This window comes from Oceanobacillus sp. NCCP-135 (genome assembly GCF_059698015.1).
The window spans coordinates 1-17388 of record NZ_BAAKSZ010000047.1 but is presented as its reverse complement, the minus strand read 5'-3'; the positions used below and the strand labels follow the sequence as shown (position 1 = coordinate 17388).

Annotated in this window: 14 protein-coding genes; 12 read left to right on the top strand and 2 right to left on the bottom strand. The window is 41.7% G+C overall.

Annotated features, from left to right (window positions below):
* Window positions 1-549 precede the first annotated feature (549 nt).
* The 5 genes from AC6HVZ_RS18595 (at window position 550) to AC6HVZ_RS18575 (ending at window position 5370) form a co-directional block, all read left to right on the top strand.
* Window positions 550-1479: a nucleoside hydrolase gene (locus AC6HVZ_RS18595; protein WP_497559626.1), complete on the top strand. Its 930-nt coding sequence runs from the start codon at window positions 550-552 to the stop codon at window positions 1477-1479.
* A 113-nt stretch (window positions 1480-1592) separates the two neighbouring features.
* Window positions 1593-2477, top strand: coding sequence for a ribokinase (gene rbsK / locus AC6HVZ_RS18590; protein ID WP_497559625.1), 885 nt, complete (start codon window positions 1593-1595; stop codon window positions 2475-2477).
* A 72-nt stretch (window positions 2478-2549) separates the two neighbouring features.
* Window positions 2550-2696 (top strand): hypothetical protein, encoded by a 147-nt coding sequence (locus AC6HVZ_RS18585; RefSeq protein ID WP_497559624.1) that lies wholly within the window; start codon window positions 2550-2552, stop codon window positions 2694-2696.
* 615 nt (window positions 2697-3311) lie between these two features.
* The gene (locus tag AC6HVZ_RS18580; protein ID WP_497559623.1) at window positions 3312-4259 is read left to right on the top strand and encodes a nuclease-related domain-containing protein; all 948 of its coding nucleotides are present in this window, start codon (window positions 3312-3314) and stop codon (window positions 4257-4259) included.
* A gap of 67 nt (window positions 4260-4326) precedes the next feature.
* On the top strand, window positions 4327-5370 hold the full coding sequence (locus tag AC6HVZ_RS18575) for an RpnC/YadD family protein (RefSeq protein WP_497559622.1): 1044 nt from the start codon (window positions 4327-4329) through the stop codon (window positions 5368-5370).
* A gap of 460 nt (window positions 5371-5830) precedes the next feature.
* Here the strand turns inward: AC6HVZ_RS18575 and AC6HVZ_RS18570 are convergent, their stop codons facing one another.
* Together AC6HVZ_RS18570 and AC6HVZ_RS18565 are read right to left on the bottom strand one after the other, a co-directional pair.
* Window positions 5831-7159 (bottom strand): multi antimicrobial extrusion protein MatE, encoded by a 1329-nt coding sequence (locus AC6HVZ_RS18570; protein WP_497559621.1) that lies wholly within the window; start codon window positions 7157-7159, stop codon window positions 5831-5833.
* Between the two features lie 685 nt (window positions 7160-7844).
* Window positions 7845-8945, bottom strand: coding sequence for a C40 family peptidase (locus AC6HVZ_RS18565; protein WP_497559620.1), 1101 nt, complete (start codon window positions 8943-8945; stop codon window positions 7845-7847).
* Window positions 8946-10031: 1086 nt separating this feature from the next.
* On the opposite strand from AC6HVZ_RS18565, the gene AC6HVZ_RS18560 reads away from it, so the two are divergent.
* The 7 genes from AC6HVZ_RS18560 to AC6HVZ_RS18530 all read left to right on the top strand — a co-directional run bounded on the left by AC6HVZ_RS18560 (window position 10032) and on the right by AC6HVZ_RS18530 (window position 17327).
* Window positions 10032-10784: a YveK family protein gene (locus AC6HVZ_RS18560; RefSeq protein WP_497559628.1), complete on the top strand. Its 753-nt coding sequence runs from the start codon at window positions 10032-10034 to the stop codon at window positions 10782-10784.
* Window positions 10774-11472 carry a CpsD/CapB family tyrosine-protein kinase gene (locus AC6HVZ_RS18555; RefSeq protein WP_497559619.1) on the top strand — a complete coding sequence of 233 codons (699 nt, stop codon included), beginning with the start codon at window positions 10774-10776 and terminating at the stop codon, window positions 11470-11472. Before AC6HVZ_RS18560 ends, AC6HVZ_RS18555 begins: the two co-directional genes overlap by 11 nt.
* A gap of 733 nt (window positions 11473-12205) precedes the next feature.
* Entirely contained in the window at window positions 12206-12979 is a 774-nt protein-coding gene (locus tag AC6HVZ_RS18550) for a tyrosine-protein phosphatase (protein ID WP_497559618.1), read from the top strand.
* Window positions 12980-13696: 717 nt separating this feature from the next.
* The gene (locus tag AC6HVZ_RS18545) at window positions 13697-14464 is read left to right on the top strand and encodes a tyrosine-protein phosphatase (RefSeq protein ID WP_497559627.1); all 768 of its coding nucleotides are present in this window, start codon (window positions 13697-13699) and stop codon (window positions 14462-14464) included.
* 701 nt (window positions 14465-15165) lie between these two features.
* Window positions 15166-15825 (top strand): response regulator transcription factor, encoded by a 660-nt coding sequence (locus AC6HVZ_RS18540; protein WP_497559617.1) that lies wholly within the window; start codon window positions 15166-15168, stop codon window positions 15823-15825.
* Between the two features lie 133 nt (window positions 15826-15958).
* The gene (locus AC6HVZ_RS18535) at window positions 15959-16663 is read left to right on the top strand and encodes a LuxR C-terminal-related transcriptional regulator (RefSeq protein ID WP_497559616.1); all 705 of its coding nucleotides are present in this window, start codon (window positions 15959-15961) and stop codon (window positions 16661-16663) included.
* A gap of 73 nt (window positions 16664-16736) precedes the next feature.
* On the top strand, window positions 16737-17327 hold the full coding sequence (locus tag AC6HVZ_RS18530) for a nucleoside-diphosphate sugar epimerase/dehydratase (protein WP_497559615.1): 591 nt from the start codon (window positions 16737-16739) through the stop codon (window positions 17325-17327).
* Window positions 17328-17388 lie beyond the last annotated feature (61 nt).

Below are 17388 nucleotides of genomic sequence, written 5' to 3'. Positions count from 1 at the left end.
GCGGTAGCTGCACAAGCTAGGTAAATTTCTACATTTAACCTGTCCGATTTCTTGACATAAGACCAATCTTGAAAAAGAAAAGCATTTATTCAGGGATGCTTTTTGCGGTTTGTAGAACATGTAACAGATGAGCAGCATGGAAAAGTTGCGATGGAGTGTGGGAGTTGAGAGAAAACCGTTGCGAGTTGAGAGAGGGAGTGTGAAAGTTGAGAGAAACCTGTTGCGAGTTGAGAGAGGGAGTGTGGGAGTTGAGAGAAACCTGTTACGAGTTGAGAGAGGGAGTGTGAAAGTTGAGAGAAACCTGTTACGAGTTGAGAGAGGGAGTGTGAAAGTTGAGAGAAACCTGTTACGAGTTGAGAGAGGGAGTGTGAAAGTTGAGAGAAAACTGTGGATTTGGGCAATATCTCTCAACTTTTGGGTATTATCTCTCAACTCTAGGGCAATATCTCTCAACTTAGGGGTTTATCTCTCAACTCTAGGGCAATATCTCTCAACTCCAAAGATGCGCTTCCTCATCCCAACATACTTAAATAGTAAAGGAGATATAAAATGACTTCGAAAAAGATTATTATGGATTGCGATCCGGGGCATGATGATGCGATTGCGATTATTTTAGCGGCAGCACAATCTAAGCTGAAAATTTTAGGAATAACGACGGTTTCCGGGAATGCAGAAATCGAAAAAACAACAAGGAATGCTTTGAAAATTTGTGATCTGGTATCATTGCATGATGTGGTTGTTTCAAAAGGAGCCAGTGAGCCGTTGGTACGCCTGCGGGAAAACGCTCCGGGAATTCATGGGGATTCCGGGCTGGACGGCCCCGCACTCCCTGAGCCAACACGCAGTTGGAGTGATGAGCACGGTTCGGATACCATCATAAGATTAGTGAAATCAGCAAAGGATCCGGTTACCATCTTACCAACAGGACCATTAACCAATGTTGCGCTTGCATTAACAAAAGCACCAGAAATAAGAGATAATATTGAAGAGATTGTTCTGATGGGTGGCGGAACATTTGGAAACTGGACACCAACTGCTGAATTTAATATCTGGGCTGATCCGGAAGCGGCGAAAAAAGTGTTTGATAGTGGCATTCCACTTGCAGTGATGGGCCTTGACATCACACATCAAGCCTTAGCAACAAAAGAAGTGATTGAGCAAGTGAATGAAATCGACAACAAGGTTGCTAACATAGTTGGTGAATTGCTAGTATTTTTTGCATCAACCTACAAAGAAATGTTTGACTTTGATGGAGCACCGGTACACGATGCGTTGACAGTAGCCTATTTGGTCGCACCGGAATTGTTTACAATGAAGAATGTAAACATAGCGGTGGAAACGAAGGGTGAATTTACTGCCGGAACAACTTTAATTGATCTGCATGGCGTTTCAGGAAGAGAAGTTAATGCGAAATTTGGCTTGGAACTTGATATGGACGGATTTTGGCAGCTGATGATTGAAGCACTCAAAAAATATTAAGATAGGGCTAATACAATGATTATTGTCATCGGAAGTAATAATATGCAAGCGAGGGGTTGATATGATGATTACCGTCATCGGAAGTATTAAAATGGAAGAGGAGGGTTGATACAATGATTACTGTCGTAGGAAGTATTAATATGGATTTGGTTGTGGCAACAAATCATGTCCCGGGTAAGGGTGAAACAAAGATGGGAAGCTCCTTTTCCACCTATTTTGGCGGGAAGGGCGCAAATCAAGCGGTGTCGATTGCAAGACTTGGCAAGGAAACGGGGATGATTGGGGCTTGCGGTACGGATAGCTATGGCGAACAAGCGCTCATGTCATTGAAACAGGAAAACGTCAATACAGAAAACGTGTTTTTATTTTCAAATGAAACAACAGGCATTGCTACAATCATTGTTTCCGATGCTGATAATCGAATTATTGTCGTACCAGGGGCAAACAATCTATTAACATCAGCGGAAATCGAACGTGTGAAGCAGCATATTATTCAAAGCGAAATGGTCGTTGTACAGCTGGAGATCCCTGCCGATACCGTTCATACCGTACTGAAAATATGCAATGATTACGGTGTTCCTGTTGTCCTCAATCCCGCACCAGTCGATAATTTTAAAAAAGAATTCATTGATTTAGCAACCTATCTTACACCAAATGAATCAGAATGTATCAGCATTTTTGGTGAAAATATGGAACAAGCCTTAGAACGCTATCCCAATAAATTAATTGTTACATTGGGTGAGCAGGGCGCTCGTTATTATGATGGGGATCAGCATATTTTTATTAAAGGATTTCCAGTGGAACCAGTTGATACAACAGGTGCTGGTGATACCTTTAACGGAAGCTTTGCATATGCGCTAATAGCAGGAAGGACCATCGAGGAGGCAGTCCGATTTGCCAATGCGAGTGCGTCTATTTCCGTTGAGAAACAGGGTGCGCAGGGCGGCATGCCTTCGTTGGAAGAGGTGTTGGTGAGATTGGATGGGGTGGATGTTTAGCAGTGAAGTAGGTCTGGATAAGTTGTCCGGGCTTATTTTTTTAATTGTTTAATCTGCTGAGTGGAGGATAGCTTGAGGGAAGTTGAGAGAGGAGGTGTGAAAGTTGAGAGAAGGGGTGCGGAAGTTGAGAGAAAACCGTGTAAAGTTGAGAAATACACGTGGAAAGTTGAGAAATACACGTGGAAAGTTGAGACAAACTCAAATGAAGTTGAGAGATAAGCGATAAATCACATATTATCTCTCAACTAATTACTGTTCTCTCCCAACTTTAAGCATGTATCTCTCAACTAATTACCGTTCTCTCTCAACTTTAAGCATGTATCTCTCAACTCCACTACCAAATATCCCATCTCAACCAAAGGACACTCCCCGCACGCCACCTTACAAAAATCACCCACCAATAATGAAGTCTGGCCTCATGCTGAATTCCTCCCCTTATAATAGGCATTTAATTAACTGGCCTTTTAAAATTGGCACTTAATTAACGAACTAACTGCCACTAATAAAACCTCATATAATCATCAAAAAGATCATTCCAATGGTATCCATCCGATCCGTATGCTTAGAAAAACGCCAAAGCGTCTTTCTAGAGGTCAAAGCCCCAAAATCGGATTTCGTTGATACTTTCTTACTTCAAAAAAAAATTAATCTTTAAATTTCCTTTAAAAATAGGACAAAATTAAATTTTCCAACTAAATAATATATCCATATTAGTAAAAACTGCTACCAAAATTAAATTTTCATCTGTTAATTTCTCCCTAAAAATAAGTTATTGCATATTATGAATAATTTGATAGATATAGTATGATGTTAGCTAAAAGAGGAGGCTGTAAAATGATACTTAGAAAAAGAAAAAGACCACTCATATTGCAAAAATATGATGCAATTGTTCCGAGGCTGAGGCCGAATTTTCCGTACTTACAAGAAATTAAATGGGAGCACGCTTTACGGCTGAAAGGATTTGAAGGAGAGAAAGCGGTTGATTATCACATCGATTTTCTAGCCAGGGATGCAACTATTCTTCATGATGTATGCCTCACTGTTATGGGAAAACAATTTCAAATTGACACCTTCGTCATTGCCTCGTCTGGGATATTTCCTGTTGAAAGCAAAAATTATTCTGGAACGATTATCTTTGATACTACCCTCAAACAACTGATCCGTGAAAATGGAATGAAAGAAACAGGATATGATTACCCCATCACGCAGGCAGAGATCCAAAAATTCAAACTTCAGATGTGGCTTGAGGAACGCAACCTCCACAATATTCAGATCCACCCACTTGTAGCGATCAGTGACCCTGGTACGATTGTCAAAGTGAAGGGGGATGAACAGGAAATAGCCGAAATTGTTGCACACGGTTCTCATATTCCAAGTATGATCATTCAAAAAAATCATGAATACAAAGAAAAACATACCCAAATGAATACTGAAAAAATAGGGTATACCATTTTAAAGGAATGCAAAGAATTTGATATGGATGTCATAGGGAATCATGGCATTAAAGCAACAGACATTTTGCCAGGAGTGCAATGCCCAGCATGTGGCAGGCTGGGGATGAAGCGGGGTTATGGCAAGTGGGTGTGTGAACACTGCTTTACTTTGTCAAAAAATGCACACCTTAAAGCGATTGCAGATTATCTGCTAGTCGTTCATCCTTGGATAACCAATAAGGAAGCGATGCGCTTTTTGAAGATTAACTGTAAAAGCCTGGCAAATAGATTATTAAAATCGAGCGGACTTATCTATGAAGGAGAATGTAAAAGATGGGTAAAAAAGTAGGTGTCGCAATTTTATGTAATAAGTCATATGACCTAGATTCATATTTAGCAAAGGATGTGGTAAAATAATGGCAATGAATGTTGTGCAAGAAGAGAAGAAGAAATATGTGGCAGCAGAAAGTCCGCCCGATCAAGATGGTCTTTGGAAAAATTTAATAACAGAATTATTTGAAAAGTTCATGCATTTTTTTGCTCCAAGGTTATATGAAGAAATTGATTTTACAAAGGATCCAGACTTTCTGCAGCAAGAGCTTTATAAGGAAATCATTCAAGGGAAGAAAGGCAGGGTTGACGCGGATCAAATTGTGAAAGTATTTCTGAAAAATGGTGATGAAAGATGGATACTTGTCCATATCGAGGTTGAAGGTAGGGATGATGCGGATTTCCCGAAGCGGATGTTTCGTTATTTTTACCGTATTTATGATAAGTTTGATCGGGAAATATACGCAGTTGCGCTACTAACAGACGCTGAAAAATCTACTTATCATAATCAATATCGTTATTCATATCATGGCACGGAGCTGGAATACACATACAATATATACAAATTCGATTATAAAAATATTAAAAAGCTAGAACAATCATCCAACCCATTTGCTGTTGCAGTGATCGCTGGGATTTATGCAAGTAAAACTAAGAATGATTCCCAACAACGCTATATATTTAAACGCAAATTAATGACGCAAATCCTCCAGAAATTCACCATAAGCAATGAGGAAACTAGCACTTATTTTACCGCATTATTTTACTTCATTGATTATTTATTACAAGTACCTGAAGAACTAAAACAGAAATTCATTGAAGAAATCAGACCATTAATAGGAAAGGAGGAAATACAGCAAATGAAGGCAGAAAAAGAAAGATTATCACCGACTTTAGCTGAGCTTTTTGCTGAAGCGAAGGCAGAAGGAAAGGCAGAAGGAAAAGCAGAAGGAAAAGCAGAAGGAAAAACGGAAGGGATTGAAAAAGGAAAAGCAGAGGGAATGGAAGAAGCAAAAACATTGTTTGCTCAGGAGCTTATCCGAGATAATTTCTCGGATAAACATATTGCAAAATTAACAAAGTTAGATGTTGAAGTGGTTAGGAAATTGCGAAAAGAGTCAGAGGGTTGAACGATAGCCGGGAAAGTTGAGAGAAGCGGTGTCGAAGTTGAGACAAATATGGAAAAGTTGAGAGAAGCGGTGGTGAAGTTGAGACAAATTCGGAAAAAGTTGAGAGAAGCGGTGGTGAAGTTGAGACAAATTCGGAAAAAGTTGAGAGAAGCGGTGGTGAAGTTGAGACAAATATGGAAAAGTTGAGAGAAGCGGTGGTGAAGTTGAGACAAATTCGGAAAAAGTTGAGAGAAACCCCGTGATTCAGGGTTTATCTCTCAACTTCATGCTGTTATCTCTCAACTTCAGGAATTATCTCTCAACTTCATGCTGTTATCTCTCAACTTCAGGAATTATCTCTCAACTAACAGCCATTCTCTCCACTAATGACCACTCTCTCTCAACTTTACACAATTACATTAATTATTTACTGCAGGTACAGCCAGAATTAAAAATAAAATTAAATTTATCAAACCAAAACCTACTGCCTCCGCGTCCTCAACCGCTTATATCTTCTTTTTTTATACATATCCGACATGCGGTATACGATGATGCTGACAATAACAATTCCGGCAAGTTCGCCGAGGGAGGCTGCGATGGATCCGTTTACGCCATTTAAACCGGGATATAAATGAACTAGACCCAGCAAAGTAATAATGACAATGATCAGATTGCCGATTTGGGCGAAGAGCATTTTGTTCGTCTGGCGTTTCAGCATGAGGAAGCCATTCAGAAAATCCACCCATGGAAAGACAAGTGTTTTTATAATGAAAAATTTCAGCACAGCGATAGTAGCGATCGATAAGGAAGCCTCCGCACCCATAATTGCTGTCATAAAGAGCATCCCAAGCGGCGTATAGCATAGAACACAAAGCAGGAGTGATGGAATGATGCTGATCATAATGACAAACTTGACTACTTTCCTTGTGTTCTGTCCATAAAATTGGAGCAGCAGCTGATGGGTATACATGAAAAATCCGAGAATCATTTGTGTGATACTAAAAGCGAGCGCAAATGATGCGATGCTCATCTCGATATCAGCTGATTTTGCCAGTAAAATGTAAATAACTGGAATGAGGATGGTTTGCATTAGAAAATAAGCTACTAGTGGAAAGTAAAATTTGGAAATGTCCGCTTTCTTCAATTGCCCGGGACCTGTTTCTACTTTTGCCTCCTTGATAAGAAGCCGGCCTTTATAAACACTTACAAGGCATTCGACAATCATTCCCACCAGAAAAATAACCCCGCCGGCAGCGCTAGTAATAAAATCAAAGATAACCAGTAAATAAGAAATAATGAACATCGCAATGAGCCTTGTGACAACGCCAATTGTCAGCCATTTCGTTTCCAGTTGATTAATGATCACACCCTGGTAAATGCCACGAATTCCGGAAAATATAATGACAAATGTGATCACTCGGAAGGTATACGAAATTGCGGTCACCATATCGTCTGTAGCATTGAATAGATGGATGTAAACCCAATTTCCGATCGGCGTGTATCCCAACATAAAACTGATTCCCATGACAATGATTAAAATGTATATAAAAAAATTACTTAATAGTTTAAAAGACTTTTGACCGGTTACTAATGCCGATGATGCTTGACGAAAAACAATCATCGGTCGCTCAACAATACCAAATACAGACATCGCCACAGCAAAACAAGCTACAATAAAAGCCCCATTATCCCCACGGCTCAGTGTTCCATTAATTATGACGTGTGTTACGGAAGTCAAACTTGCCGCAACCCCTAATGGAATAAAAAAAGCAGTGAGTTTCCTATAGGTAAGCCGCCCTGTTGAATCCACAAAAATCAAACCTCATCTCTCGAAACGTTTATTATATTAGTGTAATGATGAGGAAGGGTTTTCACAAGCGATGAGCCTTGATGGGTGCGCGTAGGAGTTGAGACAAGCGGGGGAAAAGTTGAGAGAAACACGTGGAAAGTTGAGAGAAAGCTGGTGTAAGTTGAGAGAAAATGAGTGATTCATATATTATCTCTCAACTAATTGCCGTTCCCTCTCAACTTTAAGGATTATCTCTCAACTTCAGGGGATTATCTCTCAACTTCAGGGGATTATCTCTCAACTTCAGGCCATCCCCACACAACTCGCCCCCCATCCAATCACGCACGGGCGCTCCGCCCACACAAGAAGCACCCACACAACCCACCGTACCGCTCCCCAGCTAGAAGTAGTGCATCAGCGCCACCAAGTTGAGCAATCCCGTCCCCAAGCAGCGCTCTACCGGCAAACGAGCAATCCCATCCCCAAGCAGCGCTCTACCGCCAAACGAGCAATCCCGTCCCCAAGCAGCGCTCTACCGGCAAACAAACAACCTCAACCCCAAAAAAGAACCCCAGCCCCGCTGAAGTCCTCTCCTTTAAAACCGATATTTTATTAATTTTGCCTTCCTAACCGGCACTTAATTAACTAAAGCCCTTTATTAAACTAAGACCTTTCATTATTTAAACCTTAATTAATCAACTGCCAACTAGTAAAACCGTTTATAACTATCAAAATGATCTTTCCAATAATAATCTTTTACATTGTTAATCCTCACACCACTTGAGCTTGCATGTATGAAATTGCCGCTGCCGAGATAGATTCCCATGTGGGAGATGCCTGCTTTGTAGGTGCCTTCAAAGAATACAAGGTCGCCTACTTGTGGTTTGTTGACATAGTAAGACCGGTCAAAGAATCCTGCGGCTGATGTTCGGCTAATGTCCTTTCCTGCTTGTTGAAAGGCATAGTAGATGAACCCGCTGCAGTCAAAGCCACTCGGGCTGGATCCGCCCCATGTGTATTTAACGCCATTCATGCTCTTTGCTACACTGATTAGCTTGTCCACATTGTAATCGACATTTGCTGTTGGCTTTTCGCTTGCATTGCTGTTAGAGCCAGATGTATTTCCTGATCCGGAACTAGCTTTCCCACCAATGTTCAGCTTTTGTCCGATTAAAATTAAATCGGAGCGAAGGTTATTCCATGACTTTAGGTTTGCAACACTTACCCCGTGTTGTGCTCCGATTCTGGATAGCGTATCACCAGATTTAACCGTGTAAACCGTTGATGAACCAACTTGTCCGCCTGTGTTTGATGAACCTGATCCCGCATTAGAATTCGATGAACCGCTAGATCCTGAATTGCTCGCACCCGATGCGCTCACCACAAACACATTGCCAGGATAAATCAGTGTCGAATTCAGACCGTTCCATTTCATCAAATTAGAAAGAGAAATATTATGTTTTGAGGCGATCCCACTTAGTGTGTCACCGCGTTTTACCGTGTATGTAGATTTAGCATTATTGTTTGTATTTGTATTAGTAGATGAATTGCTAGAATTTGAGCTGGTACTCGTGTTTGATGACTTTTTCTCCGTTTCGATTATTTGGTTTGGAAAAATAAGGTCACTTGACAGCTTGTTGATAGATTTCAAATTCGAAACGCTAGTGCCGTGTTTCTGTGCTATTGACCATAATGAATCCCCGCTCTGTACTTTGTAGGACGCTGCTTCTGCTTCCTCTGCTGCGAATATTGCCGATGCAATTGCTGCGCTGGCAGTAACCGACATAATAATCTTTTTATTGGCCAATTCATTTTCCCCCTCATACTTTTTACTTTATAGAAGTGTTTCTATTATAGCTGTTTTTGTAAAATTTTAATAGATTAATAGAGGTTTTGTAATAGGATTGTAATGTTTGCTAAAACGGTCATGAATTACTAGAAATAAGAAAAATTACCTAAATAATACTTCGTGAAAATTATTTATAAAATTTTACCATATCTATATGAAATCAACCGCTGCCTTTGAAACAGCCGCTGAAGTTATCCTTTTTAATAGGTAATTACACTCATCGATTGAACTCCAGAAAGCTCCTTTTCAGCATCTATCTTCAATAAAAGATTCTAAAAATAATTATTGCATTTTCTTTCAATATGTTATAATTTCGTTTATAGTGTCGAAGTAGACTTTAGGGTAAAAAATTACTTTATATAGAGAAAAGGAACCGATAATTACATCACGTCTGAATCTGCTTATATTGGGGTGCGGTGTGGAGTTACATATATCATGTTGCTGAATCCAGCCCGCTAACTCAGTGGCCGGGTTTCACTAATGTAATAACTTCTGGTATAAAGCAATGCTCAAGCCCTGGCTGAAGGCGACGTACTAGGTGTGACTGGAGCGACCACTCAAGCCCCGGCTCGAAGCGGCACTCAAGACTCGACTGGAGCGACCACTCAATATCCGGTATGAGGCAGCAATGTTCGGGATCTGCTTGGAGCTATGTTCAGCACCCGGCACGAGGCGGCGCTCAAGAATGGAGCAAAGCACAACACTCGCTGTGAAGCAACGCCTGGTGTCTGACTGAAGCAGTGCTCACCACCCGGCTCGAAGCACCGGCCAAAACTGAAGCAGTGCTCACCACCCGGCACGAAGCATCAGCCAAGACTGAAGCAGTGCTCACCACCCGGCTCGAAGCACCGGCCAAAACTGAAGCAGTGCTCACCACCCGGCACGAAGCATCAGCCAAGACTGAAGCAGTGCTCACCACCCGGCTCGGAGCAACGCCCAAGACTCGACAGAAGCACCGTTCAACACATGACCCGAGGTAGCGCTCGGCAGCCGACGATCCCAACCCAAATCAGGATCAGACCAGAATCAAATGGAGGTACGAACATGGAAGAAACGATTTCCCTGAAAGAAATAGTTGAGGTGATCAAGAAGCGAATTTTACTGATTATCGCCTTAGTTTTAGGTGCGGCGGTGATTGCTGCCATTATAAGTTATTTTGTTTTAACGCCGACCTATCAAAATAGTTCGCAGTTTCTCGTGAACCAGAGCCAGCAGGATCCGAACGCACAATTCACTCAGACAGATATCCGTACGAATGTGGAGTTGATCAATACGTATAATGTCATCATCACAAGTCCGGTAATCCTGGATGATGTTGCCGCTGAATTGAATCTGAATATGTCAAGCGCACAGCTGGCGAATAAAATTCAAGTATCAAGTGCGGAGCAATCGCAGGTAGTTACAATAACTGCCACAGATCCCGATCCGGTGCTAGCAGCAGAGCTTGCGAACACAACCGTGGGGATTTTTCAGGAAAAAATTCCGGATTTGATGAATGTTGATAATGTAAAGATCCTTTCGAGTGCTGAGATGCCTGAGAATCCGACACCAGTTGCACCGAACCCACTGCTGAATATTGCGATTGCGGTTGTGCTCGGCGTGATGATTGGTGTGGGGATTGCGTTCTTATTGGAGTACTTGGATAATACGATCAAAACAGAGGATGACATCGAGAAGAAATTACAGATTCCTGTCTTAGGAGTTGTTTCCCATATGGAAGACGGCGATGTTCGTCTGGATCAGCAATTACAGCCACAGACAAGCAGATCGAAAAGGGGTGGGTTAAATGGCGCGTAAAAAAAATCATTCTAGACATAATAAAATGCGGTATTTGATTACAAAATTAAGCCCGCGCTCTCCAATCTCTGAGCAATACCGGACGATCCGCACCAATCTGCAGTTCTCTGCTGTAGATGTGGATTTGCAGACGATGATCTTAACGTCAGCGGGCCCTGCGGAAGGAAAGTCGATGTCAACAGCTAACTTGGCAGTTGTTTATGCACAGCAAGGAAAGAAAGTGCTGCTCATCGACTCGGATTTACGGAAACCGACGATTCATTATACATTTCGCCTGGATAATTTGCGGGGGTTAAGTAATTTACTTGTTGGTGACTCTAGCCTTGACGAGGTCGTTGCACAAAGTGATGTAGAGAACTTGGATCTGATCTCCTGTGGTCCAATCCCACCGAACCCGTCTGAATTACTGGCATCGAAGCGGATGGATCAATTTATCGAGGAAGCTCGGGAAAGATACGATATCGTTATGTTTGATACACCACCAGTATTAGCGGTAGCGGATGCACAGATTTTAGCAAGTAAGGTGGATGGGACGATTCTGGTTGTCAGAAGCAAGCAAACCGAATTTGAGGCAGCAAATAAGGCAATCGAAGCATTACAGGCCGTTAACGCAAAAATTCTCGGCACAATTTTAAATGATCGCAGTAAAAAAGAAGCCAATTATTATTACTATTACGGAAAAAATTAAGACTAAAATACAGAAACTCCTCATCCACATGGATGGGGAGTTTTTTTAAAGGTTTTCGCATATTTTAGTGCTATTATGGACTGCATTTGCAATACACTTTCTCTAACCTAGATTGACGCTATCATAAAGTCAATGCAGAAGTTACAATACATTTCCTTTAACCTAAACTGACTAACCAATTGAAGCTGTCATGAATTCAATGCAGAAGATAGAATTCACTTCGCAAAACTTATACTGACTAACCAATTGACGCTACCATGAAGTAAAAGTTGCAATAATTTTATGGAACTTAGAGTAATCTGATCCATAAGCCTCCCCACTCGTACCACAGCAGGAGTATCACTCTGGCTTTTATTCGGAGTAGTATTAGAAAAAACTTCGACAGTGCTTTATCGGACAGATGAAATAAGCATGCATTTTCAAGGAGTCTTGCATATTTCCGGTAATGGAGAGCATTCGCCATTTTAACCAGCCGTATGATGACTTTAACATCAGCAAATCATCTGGGGACGAGTAACCACAGTCCTAAGCTTTATAAATAAAACTATTTTTCAACAAGCAAACACATGACTTTTCACCCATATGCATGACTTAAATATGACTTAGTGAAAGTGTAATTTGCAGGGTCAATCTGTTATAATGGGTATAATTGCCTAATTGAAAACAAAAAAATAGAGAGAAAAAGTTAACATAGACAAAGATTAGGGAATCCAACTATTATAGGGGTGTTAAAATGATCGATATTCACTGTCATATATTGCCGGGTTTCGATGATGGAGCGAGCTCTTTAACAGAAAGCCTTGCAATGGCGCGTGCCGCTGAAAAAGAAGGTATTCGAAAAATAATCGCAACACCACATCACCAAAACGGAGCGTTTATCAACACAGGTGCGAATATTATTGGAGCGGTGGACTATCTGAATGGCAAGCTCCAGCAAGAACAGATTTCTATTCAAATCCTCCCAGGTCAGGAAACGCGAATTTATGGAGATATGATTGAAGATTTAAAAAATGGCGATGTGCTACCACTGAATGAAACAAGTGGCTATGTATTTGTCGAATTACCGGCGAGCCATGTGCCTGAGTATTCGACACAGCTCCTATTTGACATGCAAATCGCTGGCTATAAGCCAATTATAGTGCATCCAGAACGAAATCATGAGCTAATGGAAAATCCGGATAAACTTTACCGAATTGTAAAAAACGGTGCCCTTACACAGGTGACAGCTGCAAGTGTGATCGGCAATGCAGGGAAAAGGGTTGAAAAATTCTCTCGCCAATTACTCGAAGTGAATCTAACACATTTCATTGCCTCAGATGCCCATCATGTTAAAAAACGCGGTTTTTATATGCGGACAGCCTTTCGTAAAATCGAAAAGGAATATGGGAACAGCCTCGTATACCAGCTGATGGAAAATAGTGAAGCATTGGTAAATGGGCAAGCTGTGCAAATCGATGCACCAGAACGTGTTTCTACTAAAAAATTATGGGGTTTATTTAATAGATAAGTAGGGAAAAGGGTAGTGGTTAGTGATTTAGTTGGGTCGCTGGTGTTCCTGCGTGGCTTTGCGCTGGAGTTGAGAGACTTGCGTTGGAGTTGAGAGATAACTTGTGGAAGTTGAGAGACTTGCGCTAGAGTTGAGAGATAAGCGGCTGGAGTTGAGAGATAATGCGAGAAAGTTGAGAGAAAAGTAGCTGGAGTTGAGAGATAAAACGTAAAAGTTGAGAGACAAGCTGCTGGAGTTGAGAGACAATACGTAAAAGTTGAGACATCCCCGGTCAAAGTTGAGAGAAAAAGTATATATTTCAATTTTCTCTCAACTTGGTGAAGCTTTCTCTCAACTTTGCGTGTGAGCTGCACGACTCTAGGTATAGGCGCATAACTTTGCGTGTGCGCTGCACGACATATCAAGCGCTGCGCCCGGCTCACCCATAGCTGCACGAACTTATCGAGCGCTGCACCCAGGTCCCCCCCGTAGCTGCACGCCTTATCAAGCGCTGCGCCCGGTCCCGCTCACAACCGCACCCCCACTGCACAACTTCAAGCAGCGAGCACACGACCAGGTAGCATACTCACATAAGGACGGGAGCACAATTTTTTAACTGACTAACTGTAAAATATTAACATTAATACCATTTTCACCCAAACCAGCTATACATAATCTGTCACGATCTGCTATAATACAACGTAAAAATTAATTTAATATTTAGAGGACGTGACATACATGATTGATATCCATTCGCATATTTTACCAGGGGTCGATGATGGTGCTCAGGCACTGGAGGACAGCATCGCAATGGCTAAAGCTGCAACCGAACAAGGAATCCGCACGATTATCGCCACCCCGCATAATCAAAATGGCAAGTACAATAATGGCAAAGCCGCAATTTTAAAAGCGGTGGAAGAGCTGAATGATCAATTGCAGCAACGGGAGATTCCACTCACTGTTTTGCCGGGGCAGGAGAATCGTTTATATGGCGAGATGGTTACTGATTTAAAAGCGGATGAGTTGGTTACATTAACAAATGAGACGAAGTATGTGTTTGTGGAATTTCCGTCTGGTCATGTGCCGAGGTATGCGAAGCAAATGCTCTTTGATATTCAGGTGGCGGGATTTATGCCGATTATTGTACATCCGGAGCGCAATCGGGAAATTTCTGAGCATCCGGAGAAACTATTCGATTTCGTGCAAAAGGGTGTGCTGGCTCAGGTGACTGCCGCGAGTGTTGCTGGGAAGTTTGGGAAAAATATTCAGAAGCTTTCCCATCAGCTGATCGAGGCGAATCTCACGCATTTTATTGCTTCGGATGCGCATAATACGACAACACGTGGATTCTGCATGCAGGAAGCGTATGAGGAAATACGGAAGGAACATGGTAATGAAGCGGTTTTCATGTTTATGGAGAATACGGAGCTGCTCATCCAGGGGCAGAATGTAAATAGGGATGAGCCGCATCACGTGAAACGAAAGAAATTTTTAGGATTGTTTTAGGCAAAATATGAACGCCTACCGCCTAAACTAAACTTATGCGTAAACTCGGGCGAAAGAGCTGCCTGCATGGGCTTGTGCAGTAACTCGGCTGGAAAATAGGTGCTGGCATCCTAGATAAATATGAGTGCAGGCATCCGGAACAAAAATAGGTGCTGCCACTCTGGATAAATATGAGTGCAGGCATCCGGAACAAAAATAGGTGCTGCCACTCTGGATAAATATGAGTGCAGGCATCCGGAACAAAAATAGGTGCTGCCACCCTGACTAAAAATGCGCCAGCCATCCGAAACAAAAATGCCACTTCCAGTGCGAGCGTGTGCAGCAACTCGACCGGAAAACGCCCACCAGCCACATGAGGCAATCTCGCTTCCTATGAAAGAGCAAAACCGAAAACAGGCTCCCATATAAAGCAGGCATGTCCTCCAAGTGCCAGCCACCCGAAGTGAGCATTCTCCAAGGGTATACATAATTTTGCACTACCAATACATTATACTAAAAATACGACCACCACAGACTAACCAACATGACCTACCGCAGAAAATGAATGCCTTGCTACTTTAGGGTAATTCTCTTTTCATGTAGGAGCCAAGCTCTCAGAAGCTCACCTGCAAAAAAACAAGCAATGGCTTTCAAGCAAGGCATCTAAAACCAATAGTAATCCTGAACTACTAGGCACTCGGAACAAAGAAGGAGGTTAGGGCGTGATCAACGTTATGCTCGTTGATGATCAGCGTCTGTTTCGTGAAGGGGTCGAAGCAATCATTGGTCAGACAGAAGATATAAAGGTTACGGCTACTGCAGATAATGGGGTGTCTGCAATGGAACAAATGAAGCGCATCCGGCCTGATGTCATCCTTATGGACATCCATATGCCGAATATGAACGGAATAAAAACAACGGTCTATGTGAAAGAAAATTTTCCTAATGTGAAGGTGATCCTATTAACCTCAGCGCTGGAGGAAGAGCTTGTTCTTCGAGGAATTAATGTAGGGGCAGATGGTTTTCTGATAAAGGCCGTGTACAAGGATACGCTAATTCGCTCGATTCGGGATGTGCATCGTGGAGAGATAGTCTTATCTGGAGATGTTGCAAAAATCCTGGTTGATAAGATCCGTGAACTGACCCTTGATCGAAGAGGGATACTTGGAACACGTCTGGAGAACCGGGGCTATCACTTTACCAACCGTGAACTGGAGATTGCCACATTATTTATGGAAAACTATTCAAATAAACAAATCGCCCAAAGGTTATTTCTGGGTGAGGGTACTGTTAAAAATTACATCAGTGAAATCTATAATAAATTGAGCATTCATAATCGTGCGGATGCAATTCAGTATTTAAGAGGATTATTTAAGCAATGATTCCATATTTTGTCGATAATAAGCAAAATACATGACTTATTTTATACAAAGTCACTTTTACATATGACTATCCCTTTCGTATGATTGAAAGGTATTCTTTTTGGAAAAAGATATAGAAAGATGGGAAAAAGGAATGGTGAATGTAGTATACTTGAGTAAGAAAGAATTTTTAAATCCAATAATCGATGCATTGGAGAAGGAAAAATCAATCACGTTGATGGACCAAATCACGCTTACAAGCGGGATACATGAAAAGATTGTCGATTTAAGCCCGAAAATAGTACTTTTTGATGTTGACGATATTCTCATTCGTGATGTACTATCAACAGTTAAATACACCAAAGAAATGGTGCGTGATATGCGATTTATTGCGATGACAACCAACATGGATCATGCCAATCTGTTGGATGTAATCCAGGCTGGAGTGGATAGTCTCTTGCTGAAAAGTTCCCGGATGGAGGATGCTCTTATTCATAGCATTCATCATGCAAGCAATGATCGCTTCGTCCTTCCACCAACAACGACCAAAGCGTTGATTGCAAGCGTAATGGAGTTGAAGGAAAACAATATCGGCTTGTTTCACCATCGACTGCATGAAAATGAAATCAACCTCACCATACGTCAGGCGGAAATCGCTTATTTCATGAAACAGGGGATCAAAAATTCCGTTATCGCAGAGAAATTGCAGCTGAGTGAGGGTACGGTAAAAGTCCATATTAGCCATATTTATCGAAATCTTAACATCAAAGGCAGGAAAAATGTAGTAGCATTTCTTAATGAGATAATGGTTCCACGTAAGAAAGAAAAACATAGTACATATGAATCAATTATAGGATAAACAGTTTCACACATAGCACATAAGGGAATTCATACAGAGCTGACCCAAACACTAAAGAAAGGAGCGAAACCAAATGACCTACCGAACTAGACTGACTCTATTAATCTTGCTGGATTCCATCATTGTCAGCACCGCCATCTTCATCGCATCATGGATCGTCTATCCTTATACAGACGTACTGGATTTGAATGCGATCATCATCAGCGCAGTTGCACTATTATTCTTTCATCATTTATTTGCGATGCTGTACAAGCTGTATAACAAGGTGTGGGCCTATGCGAGTGTTGGTGAGCTGCTTGCGATTGTGCAATCTATTACCCTATCGATTGTGGCAGCCGGAGTGGTTCAATTCCTCGTCAATGATTTCTTCATCTATCGCCGTGCACTGATTGTTACATGGATGCTGCATATTATCCTGATTGGCGGATCGCGCTTTGTGTGGCGGATTTTCCGTGATCGCTATATTGCGGAAACAAACAATCAAAAACGCACATTGATCGTTGGCGCCGGGTCTGCAGGGGCGATGATCGCACGCCAGTTGAAAAATGATCATCAGCATGCTGAACTACGTCCGGTTGGGTTTGTTGATGACGACTTGTCGAAGCAAAAGATGCAGGTCTATAATTTATCCGTCCTTGGCATGGTGAAGGATATTCCTACTTGACAGTCCAAAGTTCTCCCCCATATAATTCAAAAAAAAGCCTACAAAAGCCGGTTTTTGCTGG